Origin of the sequence: Mycobacterium sp. DL99 (genome assembly GCF_004762045.1) — a bacterium.
Taxonomy (GTDB): domain Bacteria; phylum Actinomycetota; class Actinomycetes; order Mycobacteriales; family Mycobacteriaceae; genus Mycobacterium.
Genome location: NZ_SJOM01000007.1, coordinates 4,031,451 through 4,053,242, shown reverse-complemented (window position 1 = coordinate 4,053,242; position 21,792 = coordinate 4,031,451). Strand labels below are relative to the sequence as shown.

The window sequence follows — 21,792 nt, the reverse complement described above, 5'->3', positions numbered from 1 at the left end:
GCCATGCTTGGTAAAGGTCGGTGTCCGAGCGGAGATTCCCGGTCACTGGAGATTCTCGGTGTGATTGGCCCCACTTTGTGCCAGGGTGTTCGGATGGTCAAGCGTGTAGTGGTTTGGGGCACCGGTTTCGTGGGGCAGATGGTGATTGCCGAGATCGTCAAGCACCCCTTGTTCGAACTCGTCGGTGTCGGTGTCAGCAACCCGGAGAAGGTGGGGCGCGACGCCGGCGAGATCTGCGGCCTCGGTGCCCCCATCGGGGTCCGGGCCACCGACGACATCGACGCGCTCATCGCGCTGAAGCCCGACGCGTTGGTGCATTACGGGCCGACAGCCGCCCATGCGGACGTCAACATCGATGTGATCGGCCGATTCCTGCGGGCCGGTATCGATGTCTGCTCGACCGCGATGACCCCCTGGGTCTGGCCCAAGATGCACCTCAACCCGCCGGCCTGGATCGAGCCGATCACCGAGGCCTGCGAGGCGGGAGGGGCGTCGTGCTTCACCACCGGGATCGACCCCGGCTTCGCCAATGACCTGTTCCCGATGACCTTGATGGGCCTGTGCTCAGAGATACGCAGCGTGCGGGCGTCGGAACTGCTGGACTACACCAACTACACCGGTGACTACGAATTCGAGATGGGCATCGGGAGGCCGCCCGAGAAGCGGGCGCTGCTCGAAACGCCGGACATCCTCATCTTCGCCTGGGGCGCAACGGTTCCGATGATCGCGCACGCGGCGGGTATCGAGCTCGACGAGATCACCACCACGTGGGACAAGTGGATCACCCCGGATGAACGCAAATCGGCCAAGGGCATCATCCCGGCCGGCAACGTCGCCGCCGTGCGCTTCACGATCAACGGCGTCTACCGCGGCGAGACCCGGATTCAGCTCGAGCACGTCAACCGGATCGGCCTGGACGCCGCACCGGACTGGCCGTCCGGAAACGACAACGACGTCTACCGCGTCGACATCGAGGGCACCCCGAGCATCTCCCAGGAGACCGCGTTCCGGTTCACCGACGGCTCCGGGCGCGATGCGGCCGCCGCGGGCTGCCTGGCCACCGGACTGCGGGCGCTCAACGCCGTGCCCGCTGTCAATGAACATTCGCCGGGATGGGTGACACCCCTGGATCTACCACTGATTCCAGGCCTGGGCACCATTCGCTAGGTAACGCCAGCCCCGTCAAACGAGATGGACTACCGGATAGGGTTCTTCTCGAAACGGGGTGACATGGCTGACGGGATCGGGTTGTCGATTGGATCGACCAACCTCACAGCGGTAGTGGTGAACCGCGCCGCGGTGACGCGGTCGCCGGTGCTGACGCTGTTCCCGCATCGGGCCGCTGAAGTGGGCGTACCCAGCGAGAACCCGAACCTGAACGAACGAGGTCTGATCCTCACCGACTTCGTCGAGCGGGTGGGGGACCCGGTCGGGATGCTGGCCCCCGACGGCTCGTCGCACCGGGGCGAGGCCGTGCTGGCCGACGCCCTGGCGGCGCTGCTGCGCACGCTGACCGGGGGACGCCCGCCGGCCGATCCGATCGCCGTCACCCATCCCGCGCATTGGCGGCCCAACCAGGTCGAGGCGCTACGCACCGAACTGGCCGCGGTCGGAGGCTTCGGCGATCCGGTGCTGGTGCCCGACGCGAAGGCGGCACTGATCGCGCTGCAGGACAACCCCGGGGTGCCGACGCGCGGTGTGATCGCCGTGTGCGATTTCGGGGGCAGCGGCACCAGCATCACGCTTGCCGACGCGGACAACGGGTATCAGCCGATCGCGCCGACGATTCGGCACCCCGATCTGTCGGGCGACCTGATCGACCAGGGGCTGCTGACCCATGTGGTGAACGACCTGTCCGCGGCCGGAACGATCGACCTGGCCAGCACCTCGGCCATCGGGTCGCTGGGCCGCCTGCGCGCCGAGTGCCGGCGCGCCAAGGAGCGTCTGTCCACCGAGTCCGTCACAGCGCTGGTCGCCGAACTGCCCGGGCATCGCAGCGACGTGCGATTGAACCGCAACGAACTCGATGATGTGATCGCCGCACCGCTGCGTGAGTTCATGTCGGTTCTGCACGGTGCGGTAGATCGTGCCGGGCTGCGCCCCGGTGAGCTCGTTGCGGTTGCCACCACCGGCGGCGGCGCCAGGATCCCGGCGATCACCACGACGCTATCCGAGCACCTGCGACTGCCGGTGATCACCGCGGCCCGGCCGGAGCTGACCCCGGCCATCGGGGGCGGCCTGATCGGGGTGCGCGGCACCGCCGAGGAGGGCATGACCGCGATGGCCCCGGCCTCCGCTGGGGCCCCGCCGACCACCGCCGCCGCACTGGTCGCGCCCGAGCCCCCGGCCGCACCCCAGGCGTTGGCCTGGTCCGATGCCCAGAACGTGCCCGATGTCGCACCGGTCGATGACTACAGTGCCGAACGTTACGGAGACGATTACGGGGCCGATTTCGACACCGGATTCGAACCCGCGGGGGGACGCACCGCGGCGCGCCCCCAACTCGAGTTCGGGGAGCGTGAGCTGACCGAACTCGACGAGATCGCGGCGCGGCCCTGGTACCGGCGGCCTCCGGTGATCCTGGGTGCCGGTGCCGCAGCGGTGCTCGTCGCCGTCGTGGCGGTGTTGATCAGCATTACCGGCAATGATGAGCCCACCCGTCCGGTGTCCAACACCAAGGCGGTCCCGTCGACGACTGCCGCTGCGGACGAGACCGCACCTGCCGCTCCGGTCGACGAACCCGCGACTGTCGACGCACCGCAGACCGTCACGCACGAGGCGCCTGCCCCGCGCACCGTGACGCAGACCGTGGAGCAGCCTGCGCCGGCGGCCCCGCCGGCGACGGAGAATCCGCCGCCGGCCGAGACACCGACCCCGACAACCGAGGCCCCCCCGACGACGACGGAAGCGCCGCCGACCACCACGCAGGCCCCGACGACCACCCAGACGCCGACCACCACCCAGGCGCCGTGGAGTCCCACCGCGCCGTATCCGACGATCCCCGGCCTGCCGTGGGTTCCGGCTCCGGGTGGCGGCCACACCGGGGGCTGATGCGTCCGTGCGTGATTCGTTGTAGGGAAGTCGGATTCGCGGTGGCTAGTGTGGGCCCATCATGCCGCCACCCATCATGCCGCCACCCATCATCGGGCCCATCATGGCGGGCATCCCGTCGACGACGAACCCGGTGACTTCGCGGGCGTGGGCGCGGATGGTGGCGGTCAGGTCGGGATCGGTGGAGGTTTCGGTCGCGATGACCCCGGCTGGGGTCAAGGTGATCTGCCGTTGGTAGTCGCCGGCCCGGCGGAACAGGGTGGGCAGGGTCGAGCTCATGCAGGACACCTCGGCGCCCTGGCCGAGGTGGTCATACATCGAGGACACGTGGGCGTGCAGTTGGGCGACCAGGTCCGGTGAGTCGGACTCGGTGGTGGTGCGTACGCCTCCGGGGATCTCCTCGACGGTGCGTCGCAGCTCGGTGTGTCGGGCGAACATGGTCATGTAACGGCTCATGTCGACCCCGGATACGCCCATCATGTTGGGCTCGGAATGACTGGCTGGCATGCCAAAGGTGTTGCTGCGCAGCAGGTATCCCAGCGCCATCAGACCGCTGGCGCCTACTGCCAGGGTAAGGACGGTGCGGCGGGTGAATTCGGTCATGGGCTGCTCCGATCGGTGGTGCCCGACGGCGATCCGCTCCCGGTCTTGTGGGCGGCCACGCGTTCCGTCAGCCTGGGGGTGGATCGTGCGCTATCTACGTACCTGAATAGTAGACGAATATGGTGGTGGGGTCACCAGTTGTAGCGCAGGCACCGCCAATCGTCGTCGAAGTCGACCTCGGCGCCCCGCAGTGATCTCACAGCGTTGAGGAACAATTGTGTGCCGGCAGTACCTCCGGGACCAATGGGATCTTTGAACGCATTCGCTGAATAGCGTTCTTGCGGTGGAATATTGGGACTCACACTCGAGTCGGTATGGCCGGGCCTGTATCCGTTACCTGGCGGCTGTCGATGTAGCATCTGACGACGCGGCGACTGAGTTTCGATCGGTGACGGCAAGTCCCTCGATGCGCCCGGCGCGCACGCCGTTGGCGATGACAACGATTTCGGCGAGTTCGTGCACGGCAACGACGGCGGCCAATCCCAGCACTCCGGTGAGAGCGAGCGGGATCAGTATCGCGATCAATCCCAGTGACAGACCGATGTTTTGAATCATGATGCGGCGGGCGCGCCGGGCGTGACCGAAAGCTTGGGTGAGATGGCGCAGGTCCTCACCCATGAGGGCGACGTCGGCGGTTTCGATGGCCACGTCGGTACCCATGGCGCCCATGGCGATACCCAGGTCCGCGGTCGCCAACGCGGGAGCGTCGTTGACCCCATCGCCGACCATTGCGGTCGATTGCTTTTGGCGCAGTTGACGAATCAGCGTCGCTTTGTCTTCCGGACGCAGGTCGGCATGGACGACCTCGATGCCCACCTGTCGGGCCAGCGCGGTGGCGGTGGCGGTGTTGTCCCCGGTGAGCATCACCACCTGATAACCGTCTCGGCGCAACGCCTCGACGACCTGGCCGGCTTCGGGGCGCAGTTCGTCGCGCACCGCAATCGCGCCGATGAGTTGGTCATCGTCTTCAACCAGTACCGCTGTGGCACCGGCGGCCTGCATGGCCGCGACTCGATCGGCCAACGCGCCGGGGTGCAGCCAGCCGGGCCGGCCCAGGCGCAGCCTGCGGCCGTCACGCTGACCGACCAGTCCGGCACTGGTGACCGCTTCCACGCCCTCGGCGGGCTGAACGGGGCCGGCGGCGGCCAGGATCGCCGCGGCCAGGGGGTGTTCGCTGCGAGCCTCCAACGCCGCCGCGGTCTCCAGCACCTGCTCGCGGGTGGCGCCGTTGGCGGTGGCGACGTCGATGACGGTGGGCTTGTTGGCGGTCAGGGTGCCGGTCTTGTCCAGCCCGATGGTGCGCACTGCCCCCAGGGCTTCCAGCGCGGCCCCGCCTTTGACCAGGACGCCAAGCTTGCTGGCCGCGCCGATCGCGGCGACCACGGTGACTGGCACAGAAATCGCCAGCGCGCACGGCGACGCCGCCACCAACACCACCAGGGCTCGTTCGATCCACACCACGGGATCACCGACCACGCTGCCGATCACGGCGATCAGTGCCGCGGCGGCCATGATCGCGGGCACCAACGGTTTGGCGATGCGGTCGGCCAGCCGTTGGCTCGCGCCCTTGCGGGACTGTTCGGCCTCCACGATCGCCACGATGCGAGCCAGCGAGTTGTCCGCGGCAGTACTGGTCACCTCGACATCCAGCGCTCCGGTGCCGTTGATCGACCCGGCGAACACCTCATCGCCGGGACCGGCCTCGACCGGCACCGATTCACCGGTGATCGCCGAAGTGTCCAGCGCCGTGCGGCCCGCCACGATCACCCCGTCGGTCGCCACCCGTTCCCCGGGCCGTACCAGCATCCGGTCACCCAGCCGCAACTCACTTGGAGCGAGCGTAATTTCGATGCCGTCACGCACGACGGTGGCTTCATCGGGCGCCAACGACAACAACGCCCGCAACCCGCGGCGGGTCCGCGCCAGGGAGTACTCCTCGAGCCCCTCGCTGATGGAGAACAGGAACGCCAGCATCGCGGCCTCGCCGACTTCGCCGAGGATCACCGCACCCACGGCGGCGATCGTCATCAGCGTCCCGACCCCGATCTGGCCCTTGGTCAAGCGGCGCAGTGTGGACGGCACAAATGTCCACGCCCCGACCAACAGCGCGACCGCGTACAGGCCGAGCTCGACCGGGCGCGGTCCGCCGGCCCAGCCGACTGCATAGCCGGCCACCAGCGCCACACCGGTGGCCGCGGCCGCGCGCAGTTCGCTGACCTCCCAGAGCCGTTCCGGTTCCTGCCCGTCCGCGCCAGCGGGGCGGTCGTTGCCGCAACCGCACGCGTCGCTCATTGCACGGACTTCCGCTCCGCGGGGTGGCCGTAGTTGGGGCACAGGGCCACCGCACTGCCGGTGGCCGTCAGCACAGCCTCGGCGGCCCGAAACATCTCCAACAACTCGGGGCGGGCCAGCCGATACACCGAGGCACGACCCTCTGCGCGGAAATCGACCAGCCCGCAGTCACGCAGGCAGGCCAGATGCGCCGACACTGTCGACTGAGCCAACCCCAACTCTGCCGTCAGATCCACCACCCGGGCCTCACCGACGGCCAGTCGGCGCAGGATCGCCAACCGGGTGCCATCGGAGAGGCTATGGAACAACGCCGTCGCCGCATCGAGATTCACCGCGGCCGAAACATCGGCAGAAGAAGGTTTCATCGCCATGCGACGATGATAGCCAACCCTCCGGTCATCGCTCCCGTGCCCCGGTCGCGATGGACTCCAGGGCTTCGACGGCCTCGGGCGTGTAAATGATCGAGGAGTCGAGTGTGGCCGCGGTGCGCAGGGCGGTGGCGAGCGCGGTGGCGGCGAGTTCGACCAGGACGTCGACGTCCTGGTCGCGATGGGCGATGCGGTCGATCATCATCTCGTCGAGGAATCCGATCCAGCCGTGCATGGCGGTGCGCAGGATGGGCGCGATGGGATCGACGACGCCCAGTGCCAACAGGATTCGCTGGGCTCCCAGCCAGCGGAGGTGTTCGACGGCCGACTGGTGTTCGGCGTCGGCGCCCAGCGCGCCGCGCAGTAATGCGACGAAACTGTCCGAGTACGAATCGATGTGGGTGATATGGCCGCGCAGAGCATGGCGCAATTGATCGGCCAGCGGCGCATCGGGGAGGGCGGGCGCCGTCTGCGCAGCCGCGATCTCCGCCGCGATCTCGTTCATCACCGCGAGGTACAGGCCGCGCTTGTTGACGAAGTGGTGAGCGATCAATCCGTAGGCCACACCGGCGTCCTTGGCGACCTGCGCGGTGGTGACCTGGTCGTACGGACGTGTCGCGAACAGTTTCCGGGCCGTATCGACAATCAGCTGACGCCGATCGACCGGCTTGGTCCGGGTGCTCATCGATGCGGTCCGGCCAGCGCGCCGTGGGTATCGATCCGGAGGCCACCCACCGCGGCGACCAGTCGTCCCAGCGCCGGAATTTCCAGCGGGAGTAGGGAGTAGCCCGGGTGCACGACGCGTCCCGCGCCCCGCTCCAGTGCGCGGACCACGGCGGCCGCGACAGATGCCGGTGCCACCGGGGGAAAGGTCGGCGGCGGCGCCGTTTTCCACGGCAGCTCGTCGATGTCACGCAGCGCGGTATCGGTGGCGCCGGGCACCACTTCCAGCACCCGGATGCCGGTGCCCGCCAGCTCGAGTCGCAGCGATCTCGTGGCCTGGGCCAGTGCTGCTTTGGAGGCGGCGTAGTAACCAAGTAAGGGGAGCGGCACCGCCTGCACGGTGGAGGTGACGTTGACGATGACGCCGCTGTGCGCGGCCCGCATCGCGGGCAGAACCGCCGCGGTGAGGGCCATCGGGGACCAGAGATTGACTTCGAACACCTGGCGGGCGGCTGCCGAGTCGGCCATGACCGATTGAGCTCCGGTCAAGTTGGTGCCGGCGTTGTTGATCGCGATGTCGACTCCACCGAGGGAGTCCAGGACCTGGCGGCCCAGCTCGGCCGCCGCACCCGGCACGGCCAGGTCAACGGGGAAGACGGTGGGCCGGGGTGACCCGGTGGCCGATATCTCGTCGGCGAGGGCACCTAGCAGGTCCGCGCGGCGGGCGGCCAGGGCGAGCACTGCGCCCCGGCGAGCAAGAGCGAGGGCCAACTCGCGGCCGATCCCGCTCGATGCGCCGGTGAGCACCGCCTTCTTGCCGGATAGGTCGTCAATCGCCCGGTGTCGCATGTCTGGCTCCGCTCAGCCGCTTGTTCGGCAGGACTACCGTGACAGACTGACTGATAATCAGTCAAGGGTGGTGTGCGGCCGGTGCTGGCATCGCGGGCCGCAGCCGATCAATATGGACGGGTGCACAACGGCCGGCAGAAACGTGACCACAGCTTCGAAATCACCTGTCCCGTCATCTGTGGGCGGTCATGAGCACCGGCGCCGAAGTGGTGGTGAACCGTCTGCTCGCCGAAGGCGTCGACGTGTGCTTCGCCAACCCGGGCACCTCGGAAATGCACTTCGTTGCGGCGTTGGATGCTGCCCCGGACATGCGCCCGGTGTTGTGCCTGTTCGAAGGCGTCGCCACCGGAGCCGCCGACGGGTACGCGCGCATCTCCGGTAGGCCCGCGGCGACGCTGCTACACCTCGGCCCCGGCATGGCCAACGGCCTGGCAAACCTGCACAACGCCCGCCGGGCGTTCAGCCCCGTGGTCAATGTCGTCGGCGATCATGCGACGTACCACCAACCTCTCGACGCACCGCTGGAATCCGATATCGACGCGCTCGGGCACTGGGCGCACGGTTCGGTACACCGGCCGGAATCGGCGGCCGATCTCGACGTGGCCGTCCACGGCGCCGTGCAGAGCGCGACCGGTGCGCCCGGACGGGTCGCCACCGTGATCCTGCCCGCCGACTATTCCTGGGGCAGCGCACCGCAGAACCCATTGCCGGACAAGGTGTCTCCCCAAGAGCCGGCGTCGGGCGGCGACATGGATGTCGCCGGAGCCGCCGAACTGCTGCGCGCGCAGGGGGAGCGCGCGGTGTTGCTGCTCGGTGGTGCGGCCACCGGCGTCGACGGTCTGCGGGCGGCATCGCGTATCCACTCGGCCACCGGGGCCCGCGTCCTGGTCGAGACCTTCCCGGCACGGCTGACCCGCGGGCAGGGGGTACCCGCTATCGAGCGTCTCGGCTACCTGGCCGAGCAGGCCACTCAACAGCTCTCCGGGGCAACGCATCTGGTGCTCGTCGGCGCGAAGTCGCCGGTGTCGTTTTTTGCCTATCCGGGCAAGCCGAGCGTGCTGGTGCCCGACGGGGCTGAAGTCCGTACCCTGGCTATCGACGATTTGTCCGGCCTCGCAGACGAATTGGGTGGGACGGTGCCCCCCACACCGCAACTCGCTCCGGATGACCTGCCGACGGGGCCGCTCAACCCGCAGAACCTGGCGCAGGTGATCGCAGCACTGCTACCCGAGAACTCCATCATCTCCGATGAGGCCAACACGAGTGGGGTGTTCCTGCCGGCCGCCACCGCGTCGTCTCCGCGTCACGATGTCCTCACCCTGACCGGTGGCGCCATCGGGCAGGGCCTGCCGGTGGCGGTGGGAGCCGCGATCGCCGCGCCGGACCGCCCGGTGATCGCTCTGCAATCCGACGGCAGTGCGGCATACACCATTTCGGCACTGTGGACGATGGCCCGCGAGCAACTCGATGTCACGGTGGTGATCCTCAACAACCACGCTTATGCCATCCTGCAGCTTGAGCTGTTGCGAGTGGGCACTCACGCCGATGGGGAGCGGTCGCGCTCGCTACTCGATCTGCGCCGGCCCGACATCGACTTCGCTTCCATCGCAGAGGGATTCGGTGTACCGGCCACCCGGGCCGGGACCGCCGAGGAACTCGCCGACCAGTTCCGCGCGGCACTGGCAGAGCCGGGTCCACACCTGATCGACGCCGCACTGCCGACGTGGTCGCCGGGATAACCGAGGGGCGCGTCGATCACTGGCTCGGTCGGCGCTTCTCCAACACGACTACCGCGATCGGGATGCGCATCTCCTCGGGCTCAGCAGACAGCCGGGCCGCGATGCCCGCATGCAGCCGGTCGTAGAACGCCGGCAATCGGTCTGGGGCGCCGCCGATCGCCGCGCCCAGATCGGCGAACGCGGTGAACCGGCAGAAATCGGCCCAGCGAGTGCCGAAAGCGCGTGCGTTGCGGTCACTGCGGTACGCGTTGAATATGCGGTCCTCGGCGTCGAACAGCTCCACGTGCTGGATCTCCAACCGCTCGAACCGACCCGACGGGGCGAACGGCGCGGCGAAATCCGCGGCGCGGCGGCCGGCGATCGGCAGCGACATCCGGGCGACCTCGTCGGCACTGACCACACCGTCGGTGACCAACTCGGCGAGCGTGCTGAACACGGACCCGAACAACGGTCGATAACCGAAGTCGCCGTCGTCGTCCAGCGCGGTCGTCAACACCACCAGGCGACCGCCCGGGCACAGCTCGCGGCCACGAAAAGCGATGAACTCGTGCCAATCGTGAGCCGCCTGCCTGGCATAGGCGGCGCGCACCCGGTCATCGGAGCTGTAGGCGGCGACGACGTGATCGGTGACCGGCATCGGCACCCGGTCCAACCGCACGATCGCCCAGGCCGACCAGCCCAGGTGCACGCTGTTCGACGGCAGGATCTGGCCGTAGAACGACCGGCCGATGGCCGAACTGAACGTGGCCGAATCCTTGTGCAGATAGGACTCCGGATCTTCTTCGAGGATCCGGAACATCATGGAGAAGTCGTTGTCGGCGACATCGGTGTGCGTCACCAGGACCGAGTGCTCGGGGCGGGTGCGGCCGCGCAGGGCCGTGATCGCGGCATTGACGGGCTGCATCGAATTCTGGGCGGTGCCCGCTCCGTAATCGGCGATGACGATGGGCTGTGGCGGCGCCGGGATCGGCACGGTGCGCGCAGCCAGCTCGAGAAGCTTGATCGCCGAACTCATTCCGGCGGTATGCGGGTGGGGCGTCGTTCGGCGGCGCGCGGGCATGGTTAGCCTCGCCGCCGCCGGCGCAGCAGCAGTCCGATGAGAAGACCCATGACGAAAATGATGACCAAGATGAACCACATCGGCGACTCGACGGTCACCCACAGCACGTGCACGCCGACCCGATCACGGTTCTGCGCGACGAAGATCGCGGCGAGGGCGACCAGGATCAGGGCCACCCAGTAGCGCAGCGCAAACCGCCGGACCGGGCCGGTCGTTGCGGGGGATTCGGTCTCGTCGCGAGGCATACCCCGACGGTAGCTCGCTACTCACCGGCTATGACAGACTTCGGCCGTGAGTAACGGACGGAGCGCCCCGCGCACTGCCATCATCGTGTCCGTCGTCGCCTTGGCCGTCGGTGTTCTCGGCGTGATCGTCTCGGTGATGGTGAACGCGTTCGTGATAGCTGATGACGACGCCTACGGGGAGGTGCCGATTCCCGGCACGGCCAGCCTGGAGCTGCCGGCCGGTGATGTGGACATCAGCTATCGCGCCACCACCCTCACGGTAGGCGGCAAAGGAGTGCATGTCCCTCCGATCCAACTGGGTATCACTCCGCCGGCGGGCGTCGCCTACCCGCGCATCACCGACTCGATGAGCAGCTCTTCGAAGACCAACCGGGAAGTCACGGTGCGGGTCTTCACCGCGCACATCGAGCAGGCCGGTACCTACCGGATCGACGCCAAGGCTTCGGTGTTCGAGTCTCAGAACCCCCGGCTGGCCTTCGGTCACAGCAGCCCCTATTACTGGGTGATGTGGCCCTTCATCGGTGTGGCGCTCCTGGGCGGCGCCGCACTGGCCGCCTCGATCGTGTGGTCGATGCGCTCGGGGAAGCGAACATATCCGGTCGCGCCGGAGGGATTCGGTGCTCCGGCCGGCTGGCCCCCGCTGGATCAGCCGGCACAGGGGACGCCCACCTATGCGCCGACCTATGCCCAGCCTGAGGTTCCCACTGATCAGGCGGTCAGGCTCGAGCAGCTCAAAACGATTGCTGCCCTGCGTGATACCGGTGCGCTGACCGAGGCGGAGTTCGACGCGGAAAAGCGCCGGATCCTGGGAAGCTGAGCCTGCGAGGCGGTCCGGTCAGGTGGCGGACGCCAGCTGGTTCAGTCCCAGCGCGCGACGGGTCTGAGCCGCGTCGCGCAAATCGTGCTGGGCAATTCGGGCCGCTTGCGCGGCGCGTTCGACCAGCTGAACATTTCCGGTCACCGGCTCGGTTACCGAGTACCGCAACACGTCCTCCATCCCGACCCGGACATTGCCGCCGAGCGCCATCGCCGTCAGCAGCACCGGTACCGACGCCCGGCCGATACCCGTCGCCGACCACGAACACCCCTGCGGCAATGCGGCGTGCGCGGCCACCAGTGTGCTGGTGTTGCCGGGCATTCCGCCGGGCACGCCCATCACCAGATTGCAGTGGACCACACCTTGCTTGGGCGGCCCGAAGCGATCGAGCAGGCGGTGCAACGTGGCGATGTGTCCGAAGTCGAAGCACTCGAATTCCGGCAGCACCTCGCGATCGAGGGCGGCCTGGTAGAGCTCTTCGATGAATCCGAGCGGATTCGAGAACACGTCGCGACCGAAGTTGACCGTGCCGCAGGTCAATGAACATGACTCGGGTTCCAGATCCAGTACCTTCAACCGAGTTTCGAACGGATCGTGGACACTGCCGCCGGTCGAGAGCTGCACGATGAGGTCGGTGTGCTCCCGAACTCCTGCGACGATCTCGCTGAGCACGGAATGCTCAAGCGTCGAGTTGCCCGCAGCGTCGCGGCCGTGAATGTGGATCAGTGCCGCACCGGCCTGTTCGCACGCGATCGCCTCGGCAACGATCTCGTCGGGCTGGAGCGGAATGTTCGGATTGTCGGACTTCGTCGATTCGGCGCCGGTAGGGGCAACGGTGATGAACACTGCGCTCACTTCTCCGCTCCGGGCACTACCAGCACCGCCACCGCGCTCGTTACCAGCAGCTTCTCCGCGAGCTGGACGGCGCCAGACTCCCGCTCGGTGTGGTCCGACCGCGACGTGACGTGCGCCTGCAACTCGAGGCGCCGACTGCGCCGCCCGACCGAGGTGATGCGTCCGGTCACCTCCAGCAGATCCCCGGCGAGCACCGGCTCATGGAAGTCGACCGCCTCATAGCCTGCGAGCAGACCCTCGTCACCTTCGGTGACGATGCTCAGCTCCGTGGCCACTTCGCCGAAGATCCGCATCACGTAGGCGCCGTCGATGAGTCCGCCGGCGTAGTGAGCGTCGGCATAGGACACATACCGACGGTGGACGATCTCGGTCATCGAATTCCTTTGGTCGTTGTTCTCGGGAGTCAGTGGGCGTGCATGAGCTGTTCGAAGAACCCGCGCACTCGTGGGTCGGAGCGGACGATGTCCAGCGCGAGCTCGGCGTGTCCGGGTACATAGCCCGAACCGATGTACAGGTCGAAGTCCAGACACAGCGCTTCGGCACCCAGCGCCACCACCGGGAAGCTGGTGGCCATCGAGAAGTAGAGGATGGCGCCGCCGGGCCGGGTTGCCAGCATCGCCGCGTGCTCACAGCCCGGCGCATTCACGCAGACGAACGTGACATCCGCTGGTCCGCCGTGGTCGTCGAGCACCTGCCGCACCCGCACGGGGTCGGTGGCGTCGGCCACGAGCACCTGATCGAAAAGATCGAGTTCGCGCAGATGCTCGGCTTCTGCGGCACCTGGTACGACGGACACCGTTTGCACGCCGTGCCGCCGTGCTGCCGAGGCGCTGAGTACGGCGCTCTTTCCGCCGCCGAGCAGTAACAGCCGCTGGGCCCGGCCGGACAAGAGTTTCCGGGACAGGATCCGCTCGGCCTGGGCGGGCGCGCCGCACACGTCGAGCACTGCCAGCACGAGTTCCTCGGGAAGGTCATCGGGCAGAGCGCTGATCATGCGGGGAGCCGGGACCACCGCCCGCGCCTCCAGCGGAACCACCTCGGTCCGGGTATCCCAGCGTTGCAAGGAGTCTCGGATCTGAAGGGGAGTGGCGGTCAGGGAGATCAAGGTGGCCACCCGGTCACCCGGCCGGTACGGAGCGCATTCGGCCGGGTCCGCGACTGCGCTGACCGTTCCGACCAACATGCCGCCCGAGCCCGTGCGTGGATTGGACATCTTGCCGCGGGTGGCGACGATGTCGAGCACCTCGGCGCGGATGGCCGCAGGGTTGCCGTCGTGGTGTTCGGCGAGGTCGCGATAGCTCGCGGAGTCCAGGTTGAGAAATCCGACCTCGATCTCGATGTCACTGCCGGTCAACGGTTCTGCGGTGGAGAGCCGGTAGGCTGCCTGCGGCAGTGCGCCGGCCGGGGACATCACCAGGTGTGTTCCGATCGAACTCACGAGCTCTTCCTCCGCGGCTTACGGGCGGCCACAGCGTTCAGGCTGAGCTCGACGAAGTTCGAGATCACTGCATCCAGATCGAGCCGGCCCCCAGGGCGGTACCAGTGCGCCACGCCGGTGCACATCTCCAGTAGTGACTTGGTCGCAACATCGACGTCGCTGACCGTGAACTGCCCGGCCTTCTTGCCCGCGTCGATCGTTCGGTTCCAGATGGCCTCATAGTCGTCGCGGTACTTCACGATGGTCTCGCGGTTGGCCCCGGACAGCGCACGCACCTCGGTGTCGCTGACGATGCACTGGAGGCGTCGTTCGGCGTGGGAGCGGACGTGGACGGCGACCAGGGCGGCCAGCCGATCTGCCGGATTGATCTTGCCCTGCAACGCGATCTCGGCGTCACGCAGCAGGGTCAGCATGTTCTCGGTGAGGATCTCGACGAGCAGATCCTCCTTGGTGCTCATGTAGTGGTACAGCGTGGCGAGTGAGACTCCCGCCTCCTCAGCGATCCGCCGGATCCCGGTGCCGGCGAAGCCCACGGTGCTGAAGAGTTCGAGCGCGGCTGTACGGATCTCCTGCCGAGCCGAGTCGGATTGGCCGGTGGACATTGCACCCCCTCAAAGTGTCGATCGAACGATCTAGTCCAGGAGCATACAACTACGCCTCGGGGATACGTCAATCATCGAACGATCAGTCGAAATATCTTGTTAACACTGGTGATACGCGAGTTCTGACGAGATTCGGCATTCCTATTGCTGGCGGATGGGTTCGACAGTATTCTCAGATCGCCCGATCGATCGATCGACTCAGGACGTGAATCAGGAGACCCCGCTGTGAGAGTGAAGATATTGGCGGCCGCAGTGGCGGTCGGTGCGCTTGCCGTCGTCCCGGCCTGCAGCGTCGCAGAACCGGCCGGCACCGACTCGTCCACGAGTGTCGAGAGGGTCGCCGAGATCGCACCCGACAAACTGGTGCGCGGCGGCAATCTCACCGCCTGCATGGACATGCCGTACCAGCCATTCCAGTACTTCGACGAGGCGGGCGAACCGATCGGCGTCGACATTGATCTGATGACCGAGGTCGCCGCCCGGCTGGGTCTCAAGCCGAACTTCCAGAATGCGGTGTTCGACACCATCGTTGCCGCGGTCAAGGGCGGTAAGTGCGATCTCATCTGGGCCGATCAATACGTCACACCCGAGCGGGTGCAGCAGCTGGACATGATGGCCTACTGGAAGGCTGCCGAGGTGGTTGTGGTGCCGGAGGGCAATCCCAAGCACATCGGCAACAAGGACCAACTCTGTGGATTCAAGGTCGCCGGCCAGAAGGGCGGCGCCGACGTCGCAGCGCTGGAGAAACTCAGCGCCGCCTGTACCGGCAAGGGTGAGCCGGCGATCAATGTCCTCCAATTCCCGCGCAGCCCAGACGCTTACCAGGCGCTGGCCTCTGGACAGGTGGACGCCTGGATGACCGAAGAGGTTGCCGCCCTGCTCCTGAAGAAGGAGGGGAAGGCCAAAGTCGAGTTCACCGACACTTTCGCCCTGGGCGACGGTGCACTGGCCGGTCTCACCGCCTTCTCGTTCCGTCCGGACGATCCGGCGATCAAGGATCCGGTGATGAAAGCCGTCCAGTCGATGATCGACGACGGCACCTGGCACAAGATCTGGGAGAAGTGGGGTCTCGCCGACATTGCCGTAGGCCCGAAATCCGTCTGACACACCCCGGCAGGGCAGGGTGGCAACGGGCCACCCTGCCGTGGAAAGGATTTCATGGACATCAAGCTTGTGGCAGCAGCCAACAGCTATCCGTTCGACTGGCCCGCGTTCTGGGATTACCTGACGAACCCCAGCAGCATGATCGTCAAGGGCCTGGTGCTGACGGTGATCATCGCGATCATCTCGCAGGCGCTCGGTGTCTTGATCGGGCTGGCTGCCGCGCTGGCCCGGGGAAGCAGATTCCGTGCGGTCCGCTGGTTCGCAGCGGGCTACATCGGGCTGTTTCGCGGCACCCCGTTCCTGGTACAGGTTTCGATCATCTTCTTCGCCGGCTTCCCCTTCTTCGGGCTGTCCATCTTCGGCGGCTACCGCTGGGATGACCTGCGAATACTGGGCTTCGTGATCTTCGGGCGGATTCTGGCCGGCATCTTCGCACTGTCTCTGAACGAGGGTGCCTACATGGCCGAGATCATCCGGGCCGGGATCAGTTCAGTGGAGACGGGACAGGTGGAAGCAGCCCATGCAATCGGGATGACCCATCGGCAGACCATGCGGCGCATCGTGCTTCCCCAGGCGGCCCGGACGATTGTCCCGCCATTGGGCAATCAGTTCAATCTGATGCTCAAGAGCACGTCGCTGTTGTCGGTCATCAGCGTGACCGAGCTCTACACGGCCGCCGCCATCATCCAGGGGCAGACCTTCCAGCCGTTCGAGGTGTTCGGCGCTGTTGCCATCTATTACCTTGCACTCACTGCGATCTGGACCGTCATCCAGGGCCAGATCGAGCGCAGGATGAACCACCCCAATGTGCAAGCGAAGTCCAAACGTGGGTCCGCGTGGGCCCGTCAACCCGCCGGGAGCGTCGCATGAGCGATCACCTCATCGAGGTATGCGGAGTCAGCAAGTGGTTCGGTGACCGTCAGATCCTGCACGATGTGGACCTCTCGGTGAAGCGCGGTGAGGTCGTGGTCATCATCGGCCCGTCCGGATCGGGCAAGACCACGCTGTTGCGCTGTATCAACCATCTCGAAGAACCCGAGAGCGGACAGGTGCTCATGGACGGGGTACGGATTGGCACCAGGTTGGTGGGGAAGACGGCCAAACCGCTGGGCAATGTGGAACTGGCCCGGCAGCGTGCCCAGGTCGGCATGGTGTTCCAGCGCTTCAACCTGTTCAGCCACCGCACCGCGCTGCAGAACATCACCGAGGGCATGGTCCATGTCGCCGGTGTGCCCAAAGCCGATGCCGAAAAGACTGCGCGCGAACTGCTGGACCAGGTGGGCCTGCCGGACAAGGCGGATTCCTATCCACGCCAGCTCTCAGGCGGCCAGCAGCAGCGGATCGCGATTGCCCGGGCGCTCGGCATGAAGCCCAAAGCAATCCTGTTCGACGAGCCGACCAGTGCCCTCGATCCCGAGACCGTCGGCGACGTACTCGATGTCATGAAGAAGTTGGCCACGTCGGGTATGACCATGGTGATGGCCACGCATGAAATGGGTTTCGCGCGAGACGTGGCTGACCGGGTCATCATGATGGACCAGGGCCGCATCGTGGAATCAGGGCCACCGGACGAGTTCTTCGCAGGGCCGTCGTCGGAGCGCACCCGCCAATTCCTGGCCCGAGTGCGGTGACGACCGATGTCATGACTGTGCTGGGTCCGGTTCCGGCCGACCGACTCGGTGTGGTTCTCCCGCACGAACATCTGTTCTGTAACACGTTGGCCGAGTACCGTTCTGATGGCCTGATCGACGACGTCGGCCTCATTGTCGCCGAACTCTCGCGGTTCAAGGCGGCCGGCGGTGGCACGGTGGTCGAGCTGACCTGCCCCAACATCGGACGCCGTCCGGACCTGCTGCGACAGGTATCCGAGGCCAGCGGCGTGCACATCGTGATGGGCTGCGGGTATTACCGCGATCCCTACCTGGGCGGCACCGATCTGGATCGGCAGACGGTCGCGCAGATCGGCGAGCGCCTGACCGGCGAGATCGGTCACGGCGTGGACGGTGTCCGCCCGGGCATCATCGGTGAGGTGGGTGCCGACGCGCGATGGGTCTCGGCATTGGAGGAACGTGCGTTGCGGGCCGCGGCGTGGGCGCAACGGCGCACCGGTTTGACAGTGACGCTGCATGCGGCTCGCTGGCCGGTGGGTCGCGATCTTCTGGACATCCTGGCCGAGGGGGAGGTGCCGATGGACCGCGTGATCGTCGGACACCTGGATACGGTCAACGATCCAGAGTTCCACCTCGAGGTGGCACGGCGCGGCTGCTGGGTTGAGTTCGACGGCTTCACCACGGCGGTCGCCTACGACACCGAGCGGATCGCCGGTTTCGTGGCGCGGATGGTGGACGAAGGCCATGGGAGCCGGGTGCTGCTGTCCCACGACCTGTTCCGGCTCAGTCACTTTCACGCCTACGGAGGAGTGGGATTCACCTACCTGCTGGACCAGGTACCGCGGGTGCTCAAGGCGCGGGGCGTGGGCGACGACGTGGTGACGGCTATGCTCACCACCAACCCGCAACGGGCGCTGGCCGGGATCGACTGAGCGAAAAGATGTCCCGCCTGGATCGGGATGGCTAGGCCGCCTGCGTTGCCCAGCCGGACCGCCGGAAGGATCCGGCCGGCACGAATCGCTCCAAGAGCGCGTCGGCGGGTTCACCGGCGAATTCGCTGATCAGCTGTTTGGCGGCGGCCACCGAGGTGAGTGATTCGACCGGCCGTGGATCATCGAGCAGGCCAAACAGTTTCGAGGCGAATCGGGGGCTGCCCTGCGCCGCCGCGAAGAACAGGTTGCCGTACTCGGCCAGCTCCGGATCGGACAGGAACAACCGGGTGACCAACTGCGCGGACCGTGCCCGGTGGGCATAGAAGTCCTCGAATGTGCCGCGCAGCCAGGCCTCGTCGAACCGGCCCTCATGTGCGGCAGCCCGGCGGACCAGGGTGGCGGCGTGGACCAGCCCACCCTGGGCGCCCTGGCCGGCGATCGGGTCGAAGGACACCGCGGTATCGCCCAGGGCGGCCACCGGATGACCGCTCGCGGTGCGGCCCACACCCGACCGAACCACCTGGGTGACGGCGCCTTTCAACCACGAGTGCGGATCGTCCTCGAGAATCCTTAACGCGCTCACCTCCGGCAGGTCCCAGTCGATGTAGTCGCGGTGCAGCGCGGTCACGATGTCGAGTGCGGACTGCGCGCTGTGGGCACCGGCGAAGCGGCGTTCCCAGTCACTGCCCGGCCGGGCCCAGCCCAGAAATGTCCACGTCGGTCCGGCATCCTTGTGCAGATATCCGCCCAGCCACGATTCGCCCTGATCGGTGACCACGGTGAAGGCGTTGTGGCGCCCACCCGCACCGCCACGATGGGCGAAAACGTCTGGACCGTAAGGTAATCCGGTCAGAGTCACGGTCAGCAGGCTGCGCTGGGGGCTGTCGTAGGCGGAGCGCTCGGCGTCGACCGGAAAGAGGGACGACAAGCCGCCGCGGCCGGTGGCCACCAGCGTCAGATCGGCACCGGCGGCGATGGCATCCAGTCGCGCCGGGTCGACCGCCTCGACCACGAACCGCCCACCTCGCTGCCGGAACAACGTCAGCCGGTCGTCGGCCTTGAGGCGGGTGTCCACCGCAACCCCGACGAACCCGTCGAAGTCGGCGTCGAACGCGATCGCCTCGGCGCGGTCCGGACCGGAGCCGTCGAGTACCCGCACGCTCTGTCCGGTCGAGGTCGGGGAGCTGGCCAGATAGGTGCTGAGCCCAAGGGACTCCTCGGCCCGCTGCGCCTCTCCGAAGATCAGGGCGGTGCCGGTGGCCGGAACATCGTCGCGCAGACTGCGCTGGTCCCGGTCGCTGTAGAGAGTGACGTCAAACCCGTTGTCCAACAGCCCGAGCGCGGCCGTCACTCCGGTCTGCCCGGCGCCGATCACTGCTGCGGTACGCCCATCCGAACTCGTCATGGCTGCCACTATGGGCGCACCACGGTGCCGCGTTAAGGAACTGGCTCAGCGTGATCGCAATGGCCCCTAGGGCCGCGCAGACCCGATCGTCGAGAACAACGGGTCGGTGGGACCGATGTCGAGGGTGCATTCGTGGGTCCGAGGATCCGGCACGAAGGCCCAGAACATCGCGCCCGCGGCGCCCATCGTGCGCATCTGGGCGATGGCATCACCGAGGAATTTCCTCCGCTCATCCAGCGAATCGCAGAAACCGGCCTCCATGCCGATCTCTGCGACGACCAACGGCTTGCCTACCGCATGTGTCTGCGCGACGCGGCGCTGTAGGCCGTCGTACACGTCTCCGGGCAGATAGTCGGTCTCCTCGTAGAAGTGGTACTCGAGCACATCCACGCCGGGGGACGCGGCCACCATCTCGAACTCGTGTCCCGCTGACCCGCACTGCCCACCGCCTGCGTGACCGCTGAAGATGACGGTGCCAGGGTCCAATTCGCGGATCCGGGCTCCAGCGACATCCAGGAACGCCCGCAGTGTCTCCGGCGCGGTGGCGTGACAACTGCGCTTGGTCCAGTGGCAGGTGTGGTCCAGGCAGTAGGACGGCTCGGGTTCGCCCACCGCGGTCCAGCCGGCAAGTGATGGGGAGCCGCCCCAGCGCTTGACTGCGGTGTCCACCCACGCGGCGGACGTCATCGGCAAACCGTGTGAGATGTCGGTGCGCCAGCCGCCCGCGTACCAGTCGTAATCTTTGAAATAGCCGTTCTCGCAACCGCCGTCGTCACTGGTGAGCACCGCGATCAGTAGCTGCCCATATCGTTCGGCGGCCCGGAACACCGCATCGAGCGAGGTGAAATCGAGCTGCCCGGTGTACTTGTTCACCGCGAAACTGGAGTAGGCGTTGAAACGGGTCAGCGAGTGCGGCGGCGGGCTGCTGAAGTACGAGTCGAGATCGACCTGGGCGCCGCACCCCGCGTTCACGGACCAGTTGGTGGCCAGTTGGTAGGCGTTGATACCGATCGGCCACCACGGATTGCCATCCAAGGTCAACGAAGTGCCCGAGACGCCGAACCTGGGCATCGCTACTTGACCGACGGTGGGTGCGGTAGCCGCAGTGGTGAGCGGCGGCATCGGCTCGGGCGCCGACGGTGAGCAGGCCGTCGCGACCAGTAGTGCCACGAAAAGCAACACCACGGTGCGAGATGGCCTGTCGACCATTGACCCAGGTTAGCCAGTCAGCTGCGGCCTCAAGCGGTAATGCCGGACGTGCGTGGCCACTTCCTCCTCGCCGCTCGTCCCTCGCGGCGCATCGTCAGTGCCCGTGTTGGTTTGGGGCTCTTCCTTCTCGCCGCTCGTTCCTCGCGGCGCATCGTCAGTGCCCGTGTTGGTTTGGGGCTCTTCCTTCTCGCCGCTCGTTCCTCGCGGCTCGTCGTCAGTGCCCGCGGGCCACCCAGTCGTCGTAGTGCACGATCTCGTCGCCGATGGTGGTGGTGTCACCGTGGCCGGTGTAGACCACCGTCTCACCGGGCAGCAGGCCCAGCCGCTTGGAGATCGATTCCAGGATGGTCGGGAAGTCGGAGTAGGACCGTCCGGTGGCACCGGGACCACCCGCAAATAGGGTGTCGCCGGAGACCACCGCGTTCAGTTCCGGGATCGACCAGCAGACCGATCCCGGCGAGTGCCCGGGGGTGTGTAGAGCGTGCAACTCGATGCCGCCGGCGCGCAATACCTGACTGTCCTCGACGGTTCGGAAGTCACTGTCGGGGTGGACGACTCGCCACAGCATCTCGTCGGCGGGGTGCAGCAGCACCGGCGCGTCGAGTGCCTTGCCCAGTTCGGGGGCGACGGTGATGTGGTCGTTGTGGCCGTGGGTGCAGACCACCGCGACGACGTTGCGTCCGCCGACGGCCTCGATGATCGGGTCCGCGGTGTGGGCGGCGTCGAAGACGACGACATTGGAGTCGTCGCCGACGATCCAGATGTTGTTGTCGACGTCCCAGCTGCCGCCGTCGAGCTCGAAGGTGCCGCTGGTGACCACGCGCTGGATCTGGGCGGGGCCGCTCATTTCTTCAACACCACGACAGAGCGCAGGACCTCGCCGGCGTGCATCTTGTGGAACGCGTCCTCGATCGCGTCCAGCTCGATGCGCTCGGAGACGAACTTCTCCA

General features: G+C 66.9%; 23 protein-coding genes. 8 read left to right on the top strand and 15 right to left on the bottom strand.

The window, feature by feature from the left end; translation table 11 throughout:
- The first annotated feature begins 93 nt into the window (after positions 1-93).
- Together EYZ64_RS19900 and EYZ64_RS19895 are read left to right on the top strand one after the other, a co-directional pair.
- Complete coding sequence (locus EYZ64_RS19900; RefSeq protein WP_135455988.1) at positions 94-1,167, top strand: NAD(P)H-dependent amine dehydrogenase family protein; 1,074 nt, start codon at positions 94-96, stop codon at positions 1,165-1,167.
- A 63-nt stretch (positions 1,168-1,230) separates the two neighbouring features.
- Entirely contained in the window at positions 1,231-3,051 is a 1,821-nt protein-coding gene (locus EYZ64_RS19895; RefSeq protein WP_135455986.1) for an Hsp70 family protein, read from the top strand.
- A gap of 45 nt (positions 3,052-3,096) precedes the next feature.
- Here EYZ64_RS19895 and EYZ64_RS19890 read toward each other — a convergent pair whose 3' ends face one another.
- The 5 genes from EYZ64_RS19890 to EYZ64_RS19870 all read right to left on the bottom strand — a co-directional run bounded on the left by EYZ64_RS19890 (position 3,097) and on the right by EYZ64_RS19870 (position 7,826).
- Positions 3,097-3,654 carry a hypothetical protein gene (locus EYZ64_RS19890; protein ID WP_135455984.1) on the bottom strand — a complete coding sequence of 186 codons (558 nt, stop codon included), beginning with the start codon at positions 3,652-3,654 and terminating at the stop codon, positions 3,097-3,099.
- Between the two features lie 333 nt (positions 3,655-3,987).
- Positions 3,988-5,946: a heavy metal translocating P-type ATPase gene (locus EYZ64_RS19885; protein ID WP_135455981.1), complete on the bottom strand. Its 1,959-nt coding sequence runs from the start codon at positions 5,944-5,946 to the stop codon at positions 3,988-3,990.
- The gene (locus EYZ64_RS19880; protein ID WP_135455979.1) at positions 5,943-6,317 is read right to left on the bottom strand and encodes an ArsR/SmtB family transcription factor; all 375 of its coding nucleotides are present in this window, start codon (positions 6,315-6,317) and stop codon (positions 5,943-5,945) included. Before EYZ64_RS19880 ends, EYZ64_RS19885 begins: the two co-directional genes overlap by 4 nt.
- Positions 6,318-6,342: 25 nt before the next feature.
- Positions 6,343-6,999 (bottom strand): TetR/AcrR family transcriptional regulator, encoded by a 657-nt coding sequence (locus tag EYZ64_RS19875; RefSeq protein WP_135455977.1) that lies wholly within the window; start codon positions 6,997-6,999, stop codon positions 6,343-6,345.
- The gene (locus EYZ64_RS19870; protein WP_135455975.1) at positions 6,996-7,826 is read right to left on the bottom strand and encodes an SDR family NAD(P)-dependent oxidoreductase; all 831 of its coding nucleotides are present in this window, start codon (positions 7,824-7,826) and stop codon (positions 6,996-6,998) included. The genes EYZ64_RS19875 and EYZ64_RS19870 overlap by 4 nt, the downstream gene beginning before the upstream one ends.
- Positions 7,827-8,014: 188 nt before the next feature.
- Between EYZ64_RS19870 and EYZ64_RS19865 the strand changes: the two genes are divergently transcribed.
- Positions 8,015-9,565, top strand: a complete 1,551-nt coding sequence (locus EYZ64_RS19865; RefSeq protein WP_135455973.1) for an acetolactate synthase large subunit — start codon at positions 8,015-8,017, stop codon at positions 9,563-9,565.
- 16 nt (positions 9,566-9,581) lie between these two features.
- Here the strand turns inward: EYZ64_RS19865 and EYZ64_RS19860 are convergent, their stop codons facing one another.
- Together EYZ64_RS19860 and EYZ64_RS19855 are read right to left on the bottom strand one after the other, a co-directional pair.
- Positions 9,582-10,625, bottom strand: coding sequence for a class I SAM-dependent methyltransferase (locus EYZ64_RS19860; RefSeq protein ID WP_167857888.1), 1,044 nt, complete (start codon positions 10,623-10,625; stop codon positions 9,582-9,584).
- Between the two features lie 2 nt (positions 10,626-10,627).
- Entirely contained in the window at positions 10,628-10,870 is a 243-nt protein-coding gene (locus EYZ64_RS19855; protein WP_135455969.1) for an LPXTG cell wall anchor domain-containing protein, read from the bottom strand.
- 46 nt (positions 10,871-10,916) lie between these two features.
- On the opposite strand from EYZ64_RS19855, the gene EYZ64_RS19850 reads away from it, so the two are divergent.
- The gene (locus tag EYZ64_RS19850; RefSeq protein WP_135455967.1) at positions 10,917-11,687 is read left to right on the top strand and encodes an SHOCT domain-containing protein; all 771 of its coding nucleotides are present in this window, start codon (positions 10,917-10,919) and stop codon (positions 11,685-11,687) included.
- Between the two features lie 18 nt (positions 11,688-11,705).
- Here EYZ64_RS19850 and EYZ64_RS19845 read toward each other — a convergent pair whose 3' ends face one another.
- From EYZ64_RS19845 to EYZ64_RS19830, 4 genes are read right to left on the bottom strand one after another with little or no spacing between them, the layout of a single operon-like run.
- Positions 11,706-12,542 (bottom strand): beta-keto acid cleavage family enzyme, encoded by an 837-nt coding sequence (locus EYZ64_RS19845; protein WP_135455965.1) that lies wholly within the window; start codon positions 12,540-12,542, stop codon positions 11,706-11,708.
- Positions 12,539-12,916, bottom strand: a complete 378-nt coding sequence (locus EYZ64_RS19840) for a hotdog domain-containing protein (protein WP_135455963.1) — start codon at positions 12,914-12,916, stop codon at positions 12,539-12,541. Before EYZ64_RS19840 ends, EYZ64_RS19845 begins: the two co-directional genes overlap by 4 nt.
- A 29-nt stretch (positions 12,917-12,945) precedes the next feature.
- Entirely contained in the window at positions 12,946-13,980 is a 1,035-nt protein-coding gene (locus tag EYZ64_RS19835) for an MDR/zinc-dependent alcohol dehydrogenase-like family protein (RefSeq protein ID WP_210115538.1), read from the bottom strand.
- The gene (locus EYZ64_RS19830) at positions 13,977-14,582 is read right to left on the bottom strand and encodes a TetR/AcrR family transcriptional regulator (protein ID WP_135455961.1); all 606 of its coding nucleotides are present in this window, start codon (positions 14,580-14,582) and stop codon (positions 13,977-13,979) included. The genes EYZ64_RS19835 and EYZ64_RS19830 overlap by 4 nt, the downstream gene beginning before the upstream one ends.
- A 225-nt stretch (positions 14,583-14,807) precedes the next feature.
- On the opposite strand from EYZ64_RS19830, the gene EYZ64_RS19825 reads away from it, so the two are divergent.
- The 4 genes from EYZ64_RS19825 to EYZ64_RS19810 are packed head-to-tail and all read left to right on the top strand — an operon-like array spanning position 14,808 to position 18,228.
- Positions 14,808-15,686 (top strand): ABC transporter substrate-binding protein, encoded by an 879-nt coding sequence (locus tag EYZ64_RS19825; RefSeq protein ID WP_135455959.1) that lies wholly within the window; start codon positions 14,808-14,810, stop codon positions 15,684-15,686.
- A gap of 54 nt (positions 15,687-15,740) precedes the next feature.
- Positions 15,741-16,556, top strand: coding sequence for an amino acid ABC transporter permease (locus EYZ64_RS19820; protein WP_135455957.1), 816 nt, complete (start codon positions 15,741-15,743; stop codon positions 16,554-16,556).
- Entirely contained in the window at positions 16,553-17,317 is a 765-nt protein-coding gene (locus EYZ64_RS19815; RefSeq protein WP_135455955.1) for an amino acid ABC transporter ATP-binding protein, read from the top strand. The genes EYZ64_RS19820 and EYZ64_RS19815 overlap by 4 nt, the downstream gene beginning before the upstream one ends.
- An 11-nt stretch (positions 17,318-17,328) precedes the next feature.
- On the top strand, positions 17,329-18,228 hold the full coding sequence (locus tag EYZ64_RS19810; protein WP_135455953.1) for a phosphotriesterase family protein: 900 nt from the start codon (positions 17,329-17,331) through the stop codon (positions 18,226-18,228).
- A gap of 31 nt (positions 18,229-18,259) precedes the next feature.
- Here EYZ64_RS19810 and EYZ64_RS19805 read toward each other — a convergent pair whose 3' ends face one another.
- The 4 genes from EYZ64_RS19805 to EYZ64_RS32790 form a co-directional block, all read right to left on the bottom strand.
- Complete coding sequence (locus EYZ64_RS19805) at positions 18,260-19,633, bottom strand: styrene monooxygenase/indole monooxygenase family protein (RefSeq protein WP_167857887.1); 1,374 nt, start codon at positions 19,631-19,633, stop codon at positions 18,260-18,262.
- A 66-nt stretch (positions 19,634-19,699) separates the two neighbouring features.
- Positions 19,700-20,842 carry a beta-mannosidase gene (locus tag EYZ64_RS19800; RefSeq protein WP_135455949.1) on the bottom strand — a complete coding sequence of 381 codons (1,143 nt, stop codon included), beginning with the start codon at positions 20,840-20,842 and terminating at the stop codon, positions 19,700-19,702.
- A 214-nt stretch (positions 20,843-21,056) separates the two neighbouring features.
- Positions 21,057-21,689 carry an MBL fold metallo-hydrolase gene (locus EYZ64_RS32080; RefSeq protein WP_167857886.1) on the bottom strand — a complete coding sequence of 211 codons (633 nt, stop codon included), beginning with the start codon at positions 21,687-21,689 and terminating at the stop codon, positions 21,057-21,059.
- Positions 21,686-21,792, bottom strand: a 107-nt coding sequence (locus EYZ64_RS32790) for a hypothetical protein (protein WP_502703024.1), incomplete at its 5' end; no start/stop codon positions are given. The genes EYZ64_RS32790 and EYZ64_RS32080, both read right to left, overlap by 4 nt.

What these genes read in the sequence shown, in the direction of transcription:
- EYZ64_RS19900 (WP_135455988.1), top strand. Translation starts at nt 94, where the DNA reads ATGGTCAAGCGTGTAGTGGTTTGGGGCACCGGTTTCGTGGGGCAGATG.
- EYZ64_RS19895 (WP_135455986.1), top strand. Translation starts at nt 1,231, where the DNA reads ATGGCTGACGGGATCGGGTTGTCGATTGGATCGACCAACCTCACAGCG.
- EYZ64_RS19890 (WP_135455984.1), bottom strand. Translation starts at nt 3,654, where the DNA reads ATGACCGAATTCACCCGCCGCACCGTCCTTACCCTGGCAGTAGGCGCC.
- EYZ64_RS19885 (WP_135455981.1), bottom strand. Translation starts at nt 5,946, where the DNA reads ATGAGCGACGCGTGCGGTTGCGGCAACGACCGCCCCGCTGGCGCGGAC.
- EYZ64_RS19880 (WP_135455979.1), bottom strand. Translation starts at nt 6,317, where the DNA reads ATGGCGATGAAACCTTCTTCTGCCGATGTTTCGGCCGCGGTGAATCTC.
- EYZ64_RS19875 (WP_135455977.1), bottom strand. Translation starts at nt 6,999, where the DNA reads ATGAGCACCCGGACCAAGCCGGTCGATCGGCGTCAGCTGATTGTCGAT.
- EYZ64_RS19870 (WP_135455975.1), bottom strand. Translation starts at nt 7,826, where the DNA reads ATGCGACACCGGGCGATTGACGACCTATCCGGCAAGAAGGCGGTGCTC.
- EYZ64_RS19865 (WP_135455973.1), top strand. Translation starts at nt 8,015, where the DNA reads ATGAGCACCGGCGCCGAAGTGGTGGTGAACCGTCTGCTCGCCGAAGGC.
- EYZ64_RS19860 (WP_167857888.1), bottom strand. Translation starts at nt 10,625, where the DNA reads ATGCCCGCGCGCCGCCGAACGACGCCCCACCCGCATACCGCCGGAATG.
- EYZ64_RS19855 (WP_135455969.1), bottom strand. Translation starts at nt 10,870, where the DNA reads ATGCCTCGCGACGAGACCGAATCCCCCGCAACGACCGGCCCGGTCCGG.
- EYZ64_RS19840 (WP_135455963.1), bottom strand. Translation starts at nt 12,916, where the DNA reads ATGACCGAGATCGTCCACCGTCGGTATGTGTCCTATGCCGACGCTCAC.
- EYZ64_RS19830 (WP_135455961.1), bottom strand. Translation starts at nt 14,582, where the DNA reads ATGTCCACCGGCCAATCCGACTCGGCTCGGCAGGAGATCCGTACAGCC.
- EYZ64_RS19820 (WP_135455957.1), top strand. Translation starts at nt 15,741, where the DNA reads ATGGACATCAAGCTTGTGGCAGCAGCCAACAGCTATCCGTTCGACTGG.
- EYZ64_RS19815 (WP_135455955.1), top strand. Translation starts at nt 16,553, where the DNA reads ATGAGCGATCACCTCATCGAGGTATGCGGAGTCAGCAAGTGGTTCGGT.
- EYZ64_RS19810 (WP_135455953.1), top strand. Translation starts at nt 17,329, where the DNA reads ATGACTGTGCTGGGTCCGGTTCCGGCCGACCGACTCGGTGTGGTTCTC.
- EYZ64_RS19805 (WP_167857887.1), bottom strand. Translation starts at nt 19,633, where the DNA reads ATGACGAGTTCGGATGGGCGTACCGCAGCAGTGATCGGCGCCGGGCAG.
- EYZ64_RS19800 (WP_135455949.1), bottom strand. Translation starts at nt 20,842, where the DNA reads ATGGTCGACAGGCCATCTCGCACCGTGGTGTTGCTTTTCGTGGCACTA.
- EYZ64_RS32080 (WP_167857886.1), bottom strand. Translation starts at nt 21,689, where the DNA reads ATGAGCGGCCCCGCCCAGATCCAGCGCGTGGTCACCAGCGGCACCTTC.